This is a genomic window from Virgibacillus sp. L01 (genome assembly GCF_052246775.1).
GTDB lineage: Bacteria > Bacillota > Bacilli > Bacillales > Amphibacillaceae > Lentibacillus.
Genome location: NZ_JBQQCP010000001.1, coordinates 513,023 through 527,253, shown reverse-complemented (window position 1 = coordinate 527,253; position 14,231 = coordinate 513,023). Strand labels below are relative to the sequence as shown.

15 protein-coding genes and 1 riboswitch are annotated in these 14,231 nt (G+C 40.1%); of the genes, 10 read left to right on the top strand and 5 right to left on the bottom strand.

The features are described 5' to 3' along the window. Positions 1–3 precede the first annotated feature (3 nt). Positions 4–1,017 carry an aliphatic sulfonate ABC transporter substrate-binding protein gene (locus ACTWQM_RS02385; protein WP_443256563.1) on the top strand — a complete coding sequence of 338 codons (1,014 nt, stop codon included), beginning with the start codon at positions 4–6 and terminating at the stop codon, positions 1,015–1,017. A 277-nt stretch (positions 1,018–1,294) separates the two neighbouring features. Beyond that, complete coding sequence (locus ACTWQM_RS02380) at positions 1,295–2,200, top strand: DMT family transporter (protein ID WP_443256562.1); 906 nt, start codon at positions 1,295–1,297, stop codon at positions 2,198–2,200. A gap of 46 nt (positions 2,201–2,246) precedes the next feature. Here ACTWQM_RS02380 and ACTWQM_RS02375 read toward each other — a convergent pair whose 3' ends face one another. Continuing rightward, positions 2,247–2,699 (bottom strand): hemerythrin domain-containing protein, encoded by a 453-nt coding sequence (locus tag ACTWQM_RS02375; RefSeq protein WP_443256561.1) that lies wholly within the window; start codon positions 2,697–2,699, stop codon positions 2,247–2,249. Between the two features lie 211 nt (positions 2,700–2,910). On the opposite strand from ACTWQM_RS02375, the gene ACTWQM_RS02370 reads away from it, so the two are divergent. The 3 genes from ACTWQM_RS02370 to ACTWQM_RS02360 are packed head-to-tail and all read left to right on the top strand — an operon-like array spanning position 2,911 to position 5,185. Further along, positions 2,911–3,732, top strand: a complete 822-nt coding sequence (locus tag ACTWQM_RS02370) for a transporter substrate-binding domain-containing protein (protein ID WP_443256560.1) — start codon at positions 2,911–2,913, stop codon at positions 3,730–3,732. After that, positions 3,716–4,420 carry an amino acid ABC transporter permease gene (locus ACTWQM_RS02365; protein ID WP_443257076.1) on the top strand — a complete coding sequence of 235 codons (705 nt, stop codon included), beginning with the start codon at positions 3,716–3,718 and terminating at the stop codon, positions 4,418–4,420. The genes ACTWQM_RS02370 and ACTWQM_RS02365 overlap by 17 nt, the downstream gene beginning before the upstream one ends. A gap of 15 nt (positions 4,421–4,435) precedes the next feature. Continuing rightward, entirely contained in the window at positions 4,436–5,185 is a 750-nt protein-coding gene (locus ACTWQM_RS02360) for an amino acid ABC transporter ATP-binding protein (protein ID WP_443256559.1), read from the top strand. Between the two features lie 123 nt (positions 5,186–5,308). Here ACTWQM_RS02360 and ACTWQM_RS02355 read toward each other — a convergent pair whose 3' ends face one another. The 4 genes from ACTWQM_RS02355 to ACTWQM_RS02340 form a co-directional block, all read right to left on the bottom strand. Further along, positions 5,309–6,031, bottom strand: coding sequence for an amino acid ABC transporter ATP-binding protein (locus tag ACTWQM_RS02355; protein WP_443256558.1), 723 nt, complete (start codon positions 6,029–6,031; stop codon positions 5,309–5,311). 4 nt (positions 6,032–6,035) lie between these two features. Further along, the gene (locus ACTWQM_RS02350) at positions 6,036–6,764 is read right to left on the bottom strand and encodes an amino acid ABC transporter permease (protein WP_443256557.1); all 729 of its coding nucleotides are present in this window, start codon (positions 6,762–6,764) and stop codon (positions 6,036–6,038) included. Positions 6,765–6,816: 52 nt separating this feature from the next. Then, positions 6,817–7,602, bottom strand: a complete 786-nt coding sequence (locus tag ACTWQM_RS02345) for a basic amino acid ABC transporter substrate-binding protein (RefSeq protein ID WP_443256556.1) — start codon at positions 7,600–7,602, stop codon at positions 6,817–6,819. A 154-nt stretch (positions 7,603–7,756) separates the two neighbouring features. Beyond that, positions 7,757–8,143, bottom strand: a complete 387-nt coding sequence (locus ACTWQM_RS02340; protein WP_443256555.1) for an RNase H family protein — start codon at positions 8,141–8,143, stop codon at positions 7,757–7,759. A gap of 161 nt (positions 8,144–8,304) precedes the next feature. After that, positions 8,305–8,389: riboswitch (cyclic di-GMP riboswitch) on the top strand. Positions 8,390–8,431: 42 nt separating this feature from the next. On the opposite strand from ACTWQM_RS02340, the gene ACTWQM_RS02335 reads away from it, so the two are divergent. The 5 genes from ACTWQM_RS02335 to pdxA all read left to right on the top strand — a co-directional run bounded on the left by ACTWQM_RS02335 (position 8,432) and on the right by pdxA (position 14,118). Continuing rightward, entirely contained in the window at positions 8,432–8,608 is a 177-nt protein-coding gene (locus ACTWQM_RS02335) for a hypothetical protein (RefSeq protein ID WP_443256554.1), read from the top strand. A gap of 267 nt (positions 8,609–8,875) precedes the next feature. Then, positions 8,876–10,612, top strand: a complete 1,737-nt coding sequence (locus ACTWQM_RS02330; protein WP_443256553.1) for a PrpR N-terminal domain-containing protein — start codon at positions 8,876–8,878, stop codon at positions 10,610–10,612. 202 nt (positions 10,613–10,814) lie between these two features. Continuing rightward, positions 10,815–11,798, top strand: coding sequence for a 2-keto-3-deoxygluconate permease (locus tag ACTWQM_RS02325; protein WP_443256552.1), 984 nt, complete (start codon positions 10,815–10,817; stop codon positions 11,796–11,798). 30 nt (positions 11,799–11,828) lie between these two features. Beyond that, positions 11,829–13,133, top strand: coding sequence for a four-carbon acid sugar kinase family protein (locus tag ACTWQM_RS02320; protein ID WP_443256551.1), 1,305 nt, complete (start codon positions 11,829–11,831; stop codon positions 13,131–13,133). After that, the gene (pdxA, locus tag ACTWQM_RS02315) at positions 13,123–14,118 is read left to right on the top strand and encodes a 4-hydroxythreonine-4-phosphate dehydrogenase PdxA (protein WP_443256550.1); all 996 of its coding nucleotides are present in this window, start codon (positions 13,123–13,125) and stop codon (positions 14,116–14,118) included. Before ACTWQM_RS02320 ends, pdxA begins: the two co-directional genes overlap by 11 nt. Positions 14,119–14,231 lie beyond the last annotated feature (113 nt).

Sequence of the window (14,231 nt, the reverse complement as noted above, 5' to 3'; positions counted from 1 at the left end):
TAAATGAAGAAGTTCTTATCAGTCATAGCATTAGCAGCACTTAGTCTTGTGTTAGCTGCATGTGGAAGCAGCAGTGGTGAAGCATCAGGTGGAGATGGAAGCGGTGAGGGATCAAAGGAAATTACAATTGGGTACTTCCCGAATATTAACCATGTTGCAGGAATGGTAGCGGAAGAAAAGGATCTATACACCGAAACATTACCAGACGGGACAAAAGTAAACTACCAATACTTTCCGGATGGTTCAGCATTTATGACCGCTATTGAAACAGGCGACATTCAAGGCGGACTTGTCGGACCAGGGCCAGCGATGAACCACTTTACAAGCGGGGCAAAAATTAACGTTGTCGCTGCAGGTTCAACTGGTGGTACGGTTATTATGGCTAGAAAAGGGGCCAACATTGATTCACCAGAGGATATGAAAGGGAAAACCTTTATCTCGCCACGTGTAGGCTGTACGCATGATGTTCAATTCGAAACAATGATGAAAGAGGAATACGGCATCACATCCGATCGTACTGGTGGGGAAATGAAGCATGTTACAGGTAAACCAGCAACATATCATAGCATGTTTACTACAGGAAATGTTGACGCAGCAACTGTTCCAGAACCATGGGCATCTGTTATTGAAGAAAAAGGAAGTGGCGAAGTACTTGTAGATACGAAAGACGTTGCATATGGTGAAACATTACCAGCAGCAGTGTTTGTAACGTCACAAGATCTAGTCGACAACAAACCTGATTTAGTTCAAAGTATCGTGGATGGTCACAAAAAAGCAACAAAGTTCATTCAGGATAACCCAGCAGAAGCAAAAGAAATTGCTATCAAGAAGATAAAAGAAATTACCGATCAGGAACTTTCGGCATCCGTTATTGATAACGCATGGGAACGAATTGATTTCACATATGAAGTTGACGCAGAAGTATTACAGGATTTTGCGAATTCCTCCTATGACCTTGAATTCCTGGAAGAAAAACCAGACCTAGAAGGATTAGTTGACACTAGTTTTATTAAATAATAGAGGAAAAAGCCAGCCGCGGGGGCTGGCTTTTTTGCTTGGCAGTTAAGAAAGGATAAATCCTTTCTTACTGCATAAGTGCAACTAAGGCTTCCGCCATTAAAGCTTGGCATAAGTCAAGTTTTCTAAGGACGGAGGGGAAAGGGACGAAGGGGACAGGAACCTCGTCCCAGTCCGGGAAACGGGGGACAAGGAACCTGACCCCACTGTCCCGTGACAGTTTCCTGGTAGTATTGTAGAGTAGAAGAATCAACTGTGGAAATAGGTGAATAGGTTTATGGTTAAAATTTACATTTTATTATTACTGGTAATGTTAATGTGGGGGTTAAATTTATCGGCGCTGAAGGTGCTTGTTGATGCAATTGACCCAATGCTGTTGACGTCTTTTCGAATTATGGCAGCTGGTATTGTAGTGTTGGTAATCTGTGCTGTGATGGGGATATTCAGATTACCACGGAAGCATGAGTGGCTTGTCATTTTTTACATAGCTATTTTTAATGTCGTTTTACATCATTCGTTTGTTGCAGTTGGTCTAAATTTGACGTCGGGAATAAACGGTGGGCTAATTTTAGGGATGATGCCGCTGGTTACCGTGATGATGACTGTTATTATTTTGCGTCAGCGTGTTACGTGGCTAAGAGTCTCAGGATTTATTTTAGGATTTATCGGAGTAGTCGTGACAACGTTGACAGGTGCTGACGGATTGGCGGCTGTTTCATTAGGTGACTTCATCGTGTTCCTGGCAGTTGTCGTTCAGGGATTTAGTTTTGTTTTAATTAGCAAACTGAAGCCGACATTTGATCCACGTCTGGCAACTGGCTACATGCTTTTACTTGGGTCGGTTTTTATTTTTATATTGAGTCAGGCATTTGGATCAGGAATTCAGGAGATTACCTATTTGCTTGATTGGAAACTGGGGGCAGTCTTTTTGTTCAGTGCAGTTTTCGCATCAGCGTTTGGCCATATGACATATAATTACGCTATTAAAAAAGTAGGACCAGCTGAAGCAGCTCTCTTTATCAATATGAATACACTTTTCGGGATTATTGGGGCGTCTATCTTTTTAAATGAAGTAATTACCATAAGTCATGTGGTTGGATTTATCTTTATTTTAAGTGGGATATTTATCGGTACTGGAGCAGTTGAACATATGCTGTTGAAGTGGAAGAAGAGAGGGACGTAGGGTCAGGTTCCTCGTCCCGCAATTGCTAGGTACCAATACCCTATACTCAATGCAAATAAGGGGCAAGTTCATGGAGCTTGTCCTCTGGTAATGCCTTTTCTATCATTGGAAAAATCACACGCTCTTCTTTTCGAATATGTGCCTCTAACAGCATACCCAACTCGTGCATGGCATCTAAACTGACATCTTTTGCGTTGATAAGATTATCCATTTGTGCACGTATCTTCACGTGTTCCAAAAGCATCTCTATAATCTCCGGCTGCTCTACATTTTCATACTGGGCGTAAGCGGGTAAAAGAAATTCCTCTTCTTCCCGGAAATGCTGTTGTCCATTTGGATTCCAAAATTCATCGGCTTCCTGCTTAATTTCTTCTATTGTTAAACGGCTTTCATCTGTTCCAGCTCGTTTTAGCTTCAGTGCCAAGTGCAGCCCAATCATATGGTGTCGTGACAGAGGTTGTAGTGACTCATGACGTTTGATGCCTTTACGGTGTGTCATTGTGATCCTCCTTTTATTCTCATCCAATCTTTTCCTCATTATAGCATTTTCAGTATTAGGGACAAGGAACCTGACCCCATGTCCCGGTTTAATGAAATTCTGATTTTGGGTAAGTATATAAATAAGTTCGAAATCAATTGATTTACATATTGCATAGGATACTTTATAATCAATGAGACATTATTCCGATAAGATTACTGGGGGTATAAAAATGAAGAAATTATTTTATTTGTTGGTACTGGCAAGTGTAGTGGCTGTTCTGTCGGCATGTGGATCTGGCGAAGAGCAGCAAAATAACAGTGCAGATAATGAGTCTGGAGAAACGGCAAGCTTATATGATCAAGTTATGGAAGAAGGTGTACTTACTGTAGGAACAGAAGGCACTTATGCTCCATTTACATTCCATAATGCAGAAGATAAACTGACTGGCTATGATGTGGAAGTCATCCGGGAAGTTGCAAATCGTATGGGTGTCGACGTTGAATTCATGGAAACGAAATGGGATTCAATGTTTGCAGGATTGAATTCGAAACGATTTGATCTGATTGCTAACCAGGTGGGAATCAATGAAGAACGTAAGGCTAACTATGACTTTTCTGTACCTTACACATATTCATCAGCGGTAGTTGTTACACCTAAAGATAATGAAAGTATTGATTCATTTGACGATTTAAAAGGGAAAAAGTCCGCACAATCCCTTACAAGTAACTTCGAGGAGATTGCTAAAGAAAATGGAGCAGAAATTGTTAACATTAAAGGCTTAGCACAGTCAATTGAATTGCTGAAGCAGGGTAGAGCAGATGTGACGGTTAATGACAGGCTTGCTGTCCTTGATTATATCCAGCAGCAAGGGTCAGAGCAAATTAAAATTGCTGCTAAACAGGATGATGCGTCCAAAACAGCATTTGCTTTTAATAAAGGAAATGAAGAATTAGTTAACGCGGTCGATAAACAATTAAAAGCAATGAAGGAAGATGGCACGCTAGCTAAAATTGCAAAAGAATGGTTTGGTGAAGATGTTTCTTCCAAGTAATATGTTATTTACCATAGATGCAACGATGGGAGGCTGGGAGTTATTCAAAAACTCTCTGCTTCCGATGATTTTAGGCGGGATTCAATATACAATCCCGCTTACTTTAATAGCATTTACCGTTGGAATATTGTTCGCACTATTACTTGCTATCATGCGGCTTTCCAAGTCAGCATTTCTCCGTGCGCCGTCTATTGCAATTGTATCGGCAGTCAGAGGGACGCCATTGCTTGTTCAATTATTTATTGTGTTTTATGGGCTGCCAAGTCTTGATGTAACGATTGACCCTTTTCCAAGTGCTGTTATTGCATTTTCGATTAACGTAGCTGCATATGCATCCGAAATTATCCGTGCTTCTATTTTATCTATTTCAAAAGGGCAATGGGAGGCCGCATATACGATTGGGATGACTCAAAATACAGCGCTTAGGCGAATAATTCTTCCTCAAGCCACGAGGGTATCCGTGCCGCCTTTATCCAATACGTTTATCAGTTTGGTGAAGGATACATCACTTGCTTCATTAATTCTTGTTACGGAGTTATTCAGGAAAGCACAAGAGATTGCTGCTGTAACATACGATTTCATGTTGATCTATATTGAGGCGGCATTTTTATATTGGATTGTTTGTTTTCTGTTGTCACTTGTTCAGCAGGCAATCGAAACGCGGCTGGAGCGTCATATTTCTTCCTAGGAAGGTGAATTATCTGTGTATTTAACTGTAAATGGCTTGACCAAATCATTTGGTGATCTGGAAGTTCTGAAAGACATCAATTTAACGATCGAAAAAGGAAAAGTATTATCAATCATAGGTCCTTCAGGTTCTGGAAAAACAACACTTCTTCGCTGTCTGAATGCATTGGAACAACCAAATGAAGGAACCTTTTCATTTCATGATTCTTTTAATCTTGATTTTTCCAATAAGATCCATAAGCGGGGTGTATTGAAATTAAGAAGAAAGTCCGGGATGGTGTTCCAATCCTATAATCTTTTTCCACATAAAACTGCCCTGGAAAATGTGACAGAGGGCCCAATTATCGTGCAGAAGGGTGAGAAGGAAGAGGAGCAGGCTAGGGCAATGGAGTTGTTGACCAAAGTGGGGTTAAAGGATAAAGCGGATCTTTACCCAAATCAGTTATCCGGCGGTCAGCAGCAACGCGTAGGTATTGCACGCGCATTGGCAATTAAACCTGAACTGATGCTATTTGATGAACCGACTTCTGCACTGGATCCGGAATTGATCGGAGAAGTATTATCTGTCATCAAAGACCTGGTAAAAGAAAACTGGACAATGGTTGTCGTGACCCACGAATTACAATTTGCCGAACAGGTGTCTGATGAAGTCCTGTTTATGGATGAAGGTTCTATCGTCGAACAGGGACCTCCAAGCCAAGTACTGAAGGAACCAAAAGAAGAGCGGACGAAGCAGTTTCTAAAAAGGATACTGAATCCTGCGTAACAGGTCGGGGTTCTGCGAATGAAGTAAAAAGCCGAAATTCCAATTGGATGGGATCTCGGCTTTTTTTGTGATAGGAGGGAAGGGACAAGGGACCTGACCCCATGTCCCGCCGGTGGCCCTCCGTCATAAAACTTGGCTTAGAAATGTTTTTGTTCGTTCGTTTTTTGGATTTTTAAATAGTTGTTCAGGTGTTCCGTCTTCAACGAGAAGTCCTTCATCCATGAATAAGATGCGGTCACCCATTTCTCTGGCAAAGCCCATTTCATGCGTGACAACCACCATCGTCATGCCTTCGTATGCAAGCTGTTTTATGACTTCAAGCACTTCTTTTACCATTTCCGGGTCAAGTGCTGAGGTTGGTTCATCAAACAACATAATCTTTGGCTGCATTGCTAAAGCCCTGGCTATTGCTACCCGCTGTTGCTGCCCGCCTGATAATTGTTCAGGAAAGGCATCTGCTTTATCACTAAGTCCAACTTTTTCAAGTAACTGGAATGCTAGTTTTTTAGCTTCAGCGGCAGGCATTTTCCGAATTCTTTTCGGTGCGTGTGCAACATTTGCCAGTGCCCGCATATGCGGGAAAAGGTTGAACTGCTGGAACACCATTCCCACGTCTCTCCTTATCTCATTAATATTCGTGTTTTCATCGTTTACTTTCACGTCATTGATAAAAACTTCCCCAGCGGTAATATCCTCCAAGAGGTTAATACAACGAAGAAAAGTACTTTTACCAGAACCACTGGGTCCGATTACACAAATAATCTCTTTTTCCTTTACCTCATAACTAATTCCTTTTAAAACTTCTAAGTCACCAAATGATTTAAATAAGCCTTGTATTTTAATCATTACTTCATCCTCCTGCAGATCTGGAACCGGATGTGAAAGGACGTTTTCTTGGTGATGGAACATAGCTATTACTAAAACGATTTTCCACATACGTAATAATCTTCGTAAAAACATATGTCAGCATTAAATATAAAATCGCAACTGTAATATATGGCTCCCAGAATCGCGCATAGGCGCCTGCAACTACTTTGCCCGCGTAAAGCAAGTCATTCGCCGCTATCACCGTAACCAGCGATGAATCTTTAAGCAGTGCAATTAATTCATTTCCGAGTGGAGGTATCATCCGACGAAAAGCCTGGGGCAAAATAATGCTTCTCATTGCTTCGGTAAATGGCATACCGAGTGATCTGGCTGCTTCCATTTGCCCCTTTTCAATAGACTGAATACCTGCCCGGACTATTTCCGCATTATATGCTCCATTATTTAAAACGAGTGCAAGTGCTCCAGATGCAAAGTAGCCTAAGGAGTGACCGAAAATGGTTGGGATTACCGCTAAGTGAATTAGTAATATTTGTACTAGCAATGGAGTCCCACGGAAAAAGTCGACATAGTATTTACAAGGGTAGTAGATCCACTTCTTCTTGGACATTTTCCCCAATCCAAAAAATAAGCCTAATATAATTCCCCCTAGATAGCCGACGAGGGTGAGTGCCAGCGTTATGCCGACACCTCGAATAAACAATTCTTTGTAGCTCCATATCATATCAAAGCGTATATTTTGCAGGAAATCCATTACAACTACCCCCAAATGAGCAAACTTTAAATAATCCTGTTATGACAGATGTTTACTCAACAGCGAAGCCAGTGATTTCCTCCAATTTACCACTATCTTTGACCTTCTGGATTGCTTCGTTTAATAATTCCAGCATTTCCGTATTCCCTTTTTTAACCATTAGTCCATAATACTCTTTCTCAAAACTATCATCCTCGATTGTCGTTAGTTCTGTGTCTGGGTTGTTCTTGATATATTCGTTGACGGTGGAATTATCACCAACTGCCGCATCAGCATTGCCGTTCAACATTTCATTGATAGCAAGTGGCATCGTTTCTGTTGCAACAATGTCAGAACTTGTTTTTCCCAGCAGCTCCTGTATAGCGACATGTCCCGTCGTGTTTATTTGGACTGAAACTTCTTTGCCTTCAAGATCGGCATATGATTTTATATCTGAGTCTTCTTTCGTGAGAATTAATTGATTCGCAAAGTAATATGGGTCGGTGAAATCGAATGACTCTTTTCTTTCTTCTGTGATGGTAATGGAAGATACAGCAAAATCTACTTCTCCATTTTCCACCGCAGGAAATAATGGCTCCCACCCAATGTTTTTATACTCTACTTCAACACCTGCTGCTTCAGCAATCGCATTGACAACGTCAATATCTATCCCTACAATATTTCCATCGCTATCCATATACTCCATCGGTGCATATGTTGCATCTGTACCCACAACAAGTTTTTGCTTACCGCTATCTCCGTCTTGCTCAGCATCGGATTCTGAACCACAGCCGAACAGTAAAAAACTAAGACCCACTATTAAAAAAACGAATGAAAACAAACGTAATCCTGCTTTCAAATCTACTCCCCCTTATTTAATTGTTAATGCAGTTATAAAGTATATGTACTTGTTCAATGCAATAGAATTAGTATGTGAAAGGTTTTGTACGGAATGTTTCAAAAAAAGCCAAAGTCCCTATTGTAAGGGATTTTGGCTTAAGTTAGTGTGGCATCTACTGCTTCTGAATTGCTTTTCTTGCTAATTTATCTGCATAGTTATTTTTATCAGGAATCCACTTGATGAAAAAGTAGGGGAAGTTACTTGAAGCAACTCTGATCTTCTCAAGTAAGGGGAGAAAGGTTTTGTTTTTCGTGAAATCTTTTTCAATTGCATCTACTACAAGCTTTGAGTCCGATCGAAATGACAGTATTTCATCTGGAAAATTATCACGGCAAATTTCCAAAGCTTTCAACACAGCATGAAATTCTGCTTCATGGTTGGACATCTCTCCCAGTGGAATAGAATATTCGTAAATTTTTCCGTTTGTTTTTATGTGAACTCCAGCACCACTAATTCCCGGATTGCCACTTGAAGCTCCATCTGTGTATACATTAATCAATGCTTTTGTCTCCTTTTTTAGGCGGGTATAGTAATGAAATTATAACAGTTTGGCGGATAGTTTTCCTATTGTTCCACAAAGAACCAGATTCTTACAAATAGGTATAAAGAACTATTCAAAACCATGACTATATACACGATAATACAACTAACAACATAAATCGTACGAAAGGGCAAAATCGTTGAAAAACGATGACGCAAAACTACAGGGGCTAAAGTCGGATGACAATGCTTGCCAGATATCGAATACGACCTCCGTCGATTTATGGAATTGCAAGGAGGAATATGTTTGAAAAAATTTTACTATCGTGGTAGATTTTTTTGGCATCAATTAAGACTTAGGGAATTATCAACTATCGTTTCCGATTGTCTTGATGAAAGATTTAAACATAAGCTCAAAAAGAAAATTAATTACCATGAAGAAGCAGCAATGAACTACATAGTGAAAGACAAAAAAAGCGCCTGAATGGTGCTTTTTTTGTTTTTGCCCGCACTTAACATATCCATTGGGGTGTCATGAAAGCTAGAGCGATCTTAACCCGAAACTCGAGTGAGTAGACCGCAGACTCGAGCGAGCAACCTCAGAACTCGAGCGAGCAACCTCAGAACTCGAGCGAGTAGACCTCAAAACTAGAGCGAGCAGCCCCAAAACTCGAAAGTATTTCACATGACATTCAGTCGTCTATATGTAATAATGAAAGTGTTGAAATATGCAACAAGTGAGGGATGTAAGATGATAAAAACACTCCTGATTGCCCCATATCAAGGTCTGGCAGAAACGGCTAAAAAAGTGGATACTCCAGAAGATATAGATCTAAATGTGACAATTGCCAACCTTGAGGAAGGTGTGAAGGCGGCGAAATTAGCAGAGAAACAAGGGTATGAGTTAATTATCAGTCGCGGTGGGACTGCCACAATGATCCAGAATGAAGTTTCGATACCGGTGGTTCATATCGATATTACCGGCTATGATATGCTGCGTGTATTTACACTCATCCGTGGAATAAAAAAAGGAGTTGCGCTCGTTGGCTATGCGAATATTTCTCAAGGTGCAGCTACAATATGTAATATTTTAGAATTTGATGTAAAGATGATCACCATTAAATCCCGAACTGAAGTGAGAGGTCACTTGGAGGAACTCAAGCAACAGGGATTTGGAGTGGTGATTGGCGATGTTATCACGGTTCAGGTTGCTGAGCAGGTTGGATTGCGTGGGGTTCTGATTACGTCCGGAAAAGAAGCCGTTACAGATGCTTTTGAAGAAGGAAAAAGAGTATATAACTTCTTTCGCAGGGTAAACGGGCAATTCTATTATTTTCAGGAAACTTTCAATTCAATGCCTTTCCCGGTTATTTTATTGAATAAAAATGCAAATGTAATTGAGAAAAACTTAATGTACGAACAAAATAGTCAGTGTCATGAGATATTAGAGTCACCTGATCTCTCGAAGGTAATAAAGAGGGTATTGGAAAACGAAACAAATCAGTGGTCTGAAGTAGAAGGTGAACATACTGTATACGAAATACAAGCCTTTCTGGTAAGTAAGTCAGAAGGTATCATAGGAATAACTGTTCATTCCTCACAGGTGAAATCCGAAAATAGAGCGGTTAGAATTATCGGTTCCCCTGTGCATATCCCGATTATTGGAGAGAGTGGAGAAGCCAAGCGTTTACGAGATAATATACAGCAATTTGCACGCGCTGATGAAATGCTGTGTATTATCGGCGAGCCGGGTACAGGTAAATATACGGTTGCGCAAGAATTACATTTTGAAAAATTTGGGCAGGAGTCTCCTATAGTTGTTTTAGAAGGAAGTCACTTAGCGAGTGGAGATAAGATACTATCAAAGCTTACGGCTATAAAGCACGGAACAGTTGTTATAAAAGACATTGAAACACTGTCTGCTGGTATGCAGGATGCTATTAAAAACTTATTACGAAATGTACCAAATACCATGCAAGTTATTGTGCTAGCTAATGAATCGCTGGATCATCTTGTGCACAAAAGAGCATTTGATGAAGAGCTCTATCAGGAAATTTCTGATCATGTCATGCATCTTTCACCATTAAGAGAGAGAAAAAAAGATATTGGGGCTTTTGTTGATTATTTCTTAGCTGAATTTCATGCTGAAAATGGCAATGAAACAATCGGAATGAAACATGATGCGATTGAATATCTTTTGCAGTTTGAATGGCTGGGAAATCTGTCACAGTTAAAAAAGACAATCAGAGAATTGGGCAGGATGACGACGGCAAATTATATAGAACTTTTCCATGTAAAAGAATTGATGAATACATACAAACAAATGTTGACAGCTCATGATAAAAAACTCCCTCTTGATGGAACTTTGGAAGAAATAGAACAACAAGTAATCAGGCAGGTATTGGAAGAAGAAGGAAACAATCAATCAAAAGCAGCAAAAAGACTGAATATTAATCGTTCAACATTATGGCGGAAGTTGAAGCAGTAATTTAATGGAATCCTAGGCAGGGTTCTCTTTTTTTGTGAATTTGTTACAAAATGCAACAATTCATAAGTTTTTTTTGAAATAAATAAAATTTTGATGAAATATGTTGCATTTTATATCATGATATCTTATTATAATATGTGAAAACGCTTTACTTTTTATTTTATGTTTAATTATTAAACAATATATTATGAGGGGGATAAACATGAGAATTAAAGCATCAATAGAAAAAGTTCCTGGAGGTATGATGGTAGTACCATTGTTGCTTGCTGCAACACTTAATACCGTCGCACCTGATTTACTAAGGATTGGTAATTTCACACAGGCATTATTCGTAGATGGGGCAGGCACGCTTATCGCACTATTCCTATTATGTACAGGAGCGCAAATTAATTTGAAAAATGTCGGGGTTAGTCTTGGTAAAGGTGCAACATTGCTGACGACCAAGTGGATAGTAGGTGCAACATTCGGTCTTATTGCATATATGCTGGCTGGTGAAAATGGTCTTTGGTTAGGCTTAGCGCCGATTGCGATTATTGCTGCAATGACTAACAGTAATGGTGGCCTGTATGTAGCGCTGGTTGGCCAATATGGTGATAAAACAGACCGTGCAGCATATTCATTGCTTGCGTTAAACGATGGTCCTTTCTTTACAATGGTAGCATTGTCTATTTTTGGTGCTATGGGATTTGTTGACGGGCTGTTTTCATTCGTTTCATTTATCGCAGTATTATTACCAATCGTTGTTGGTATGGTATTAGGTAATTTAGATGAAGAAATGAGAGAGTTCTTCGATAAAGGAAGTTCCATGTTAATTCCGTTCTTCGCCTTCGCATTAGGTATGGGCATTGACTTTGGCGCAATTATTGATGGTGGATTGTCAGGTATTATTCTTGGACTTGCAACTGTATTCTTAACTGGTACAGCAGGATACTTCATTTTTAAAGCATTTAAATGGAATCCGATTGCTGGTGCTTCAGAAGGTTCGACTGCAGGTAACGCAGTAGCAACACCTGCAGCAATTGCAGCTGCCAGCGCAAGCTTTGCATCACACGTTGATCTTGCAACAGTACAAGTTGCAGCTTCAACTGTTACAACAGCTATTCTGCTTCCGATTTATATCGGCTTTCTTGTGAAGCGGTTAGACAAAAAAGGTGTTAAAGTACCGGACGACTATGTAGTTGAATAATATAAATCTGTTAATAAATGAGGAATCAACATGAAACACAATATAGGTATTATTGCAGACGATTTAACTGGAGCAAATGATAGTGGCGTTCAGCTTACAGAAAAAGGTATTAATACTTCCGTTCTTTTTGATATCCCGAAAGATCAGGATAACCTTGATAGCGGGGTTGTCATCGATACAAATTCACGTGCGTTATCTAAGGATGAAGCGGCTTCTGTGACGAAGCAGGCTGGTCAGTTTTTAAAGCAAGCAGGTTATGTGTCTATTTATAAAAAAATGGATTCCACCCTGAGGGGGCATATTGGAACCGAGTTGCAGGTGCTGTATGATGTGTTTAAACCGGAGTTTGTATTTATTGCTCCGGCTTTCCCTCCAGTTGGCAGAACAACGATAGATGGTATTCACTATGTCAACGGTGAGAAAATAGCTAAAACAGAAATATCAAAGGACCCGAAGCATCCTGTAACGGAATCATCTATTCCTGAGCTTTTGCAAAACGAAATTGGACAACCAGTGGGCTTATTGAAAAAAGCAGATATTGAAGCAGACCTATCTGATTTTCGGGAAAAAATTAATAGCTTTAAGGAAAACAAAGTTAGCTATATTGTTTGTGATGCAGAATCACAGGAAGATTTACAAGAAGCAGCTAAAAAAATGGCTGCTGTTTCTGAAAGGGTTATTTGGTCTGGGTCTGCTGGCTTAGCTGAGGTCCTTCCTGAAGTACTTGGAATCAGTGAAAAGACAGACAAGCGATCTTTTGCCAAATCCAACCGTGTCATGACGGTTTGTGGAAGTTTATCACAGGTAACCCAGAATCAAGTACGTTATGCAGTAAATCAACCCGACGTAACAGCGATGGAACTAGATCCACTGCAAATTTTTGAGGATGATTGGGAAAACCTGAGACAGGATATTATTAATGATTTGCTTGAAGGGTTAGAAATGGGGAATGATATTGTTTTGTATGTTCCTTCTAATCAAGAAGTAAGGGATCAAGTTATGGAAACTGGAAAAAACCTTAATTTAACAGGCTACCAAATTGGGGAACGTATTTCTGGTGCCATCGGTGATATCGTGGCGGCAATAACTGACGTAAATAAAGATCTTACTGGTTTGGTATTAACAGGCGGGGATACAGCGAAAGACACCTCACGTCATCTAGGTGGAATAGGCTTCCGTTTAATCAAACAAGTTGAGGCGGGGATTCCAATGGGCACACTAATCGGTACAGATTCAGAATATACAGTTGTTACAAAAGCGGGAGCATTTGGAAAAGAAGCTTCGATTTATAATGCAATGCAGGAATTGAAGGGAGTTAATAAAGATGAGCAATAAACCAATAGTAGGTATTACGATGGGAGACGCTTCAGGAGTAGGACCGGAGATCATTGTGAAAAGTTTACAGAGTAAGCATGTATATGAACAATCCAATCCGATTGTAATTGGCGATGCAAAAATGTTGAAGCGTGCTGCCGAACTGCTGAATACTGAATTAACGATTAAGGAAGTAGATGGTGATTCTGATTTCACAACAAATTTTGGTGAAATTGCTTGTTATGATCTTGATTTACTTCCGGGTGATCTGCCATTTGGACAGGTTTCTGCAGAGGCTGGAAATGCAGCATTTGAATATTTAAGGACTGCAATTGAACTCGCAAACAATGGTCGAATCGATGCAATTTGTACCGCTCCTTTAAACAAAGAGGCATTGCATAAAGGTGGACATATTTACCCTGGCCATACAGAAATTCTGGCTGAGTTAACGGGTACGAAAGATTTTTCCATGATGCTGTCTTCCCCTAAATTAAAGGTGATTCACGTAACGACTCATGTAGGTTTAATTGATGCTATCAATATGATTAATCCGGAACGTGTTCATAAGGTCATTCGATTAGCACATGAAACACTTACAAATGCTGGCGTAGACCAACCTAAAATAGGTGTGTGCGGAATTAACCCACATGCCGGAGAAAATGGGTTATTTGGTTATGGAGAAGAGGAAGAAAAAATCTTCCCAGCTATTGACCGTGCAACAGAGGAAGGATTAAATGTTGAAGGACCACTTCCGGCTGATACCTTATTTTTCAGAGCGCAGCGTGGTGATTTTGATATCGTTCTCGCCATGTATCACGACCAGGGACATGGACCAATTAAAGTATTGGGACTTGAAGCCGGAGTAAATATTACAGTAGGTCTGCCAATTATCCGAACAAGTGTTGACCACGGAACAGCATTTGACATCGCAGGTACAGGTATAGCAGACGAAAGAAGCATGCTGGAAGCCCTGAGACAAGCAATAGAGCTGGCACCGGAGAAGTAGTTTGGTAGGAGCCTGTCACTTACCGTTTTATGTCGAATAATTTATAAGTGGATTAAATAGAGACGGGTTAAGTCGTTTAAATGACTTGTTCCGTCTTATTTTTTTCCATAAGA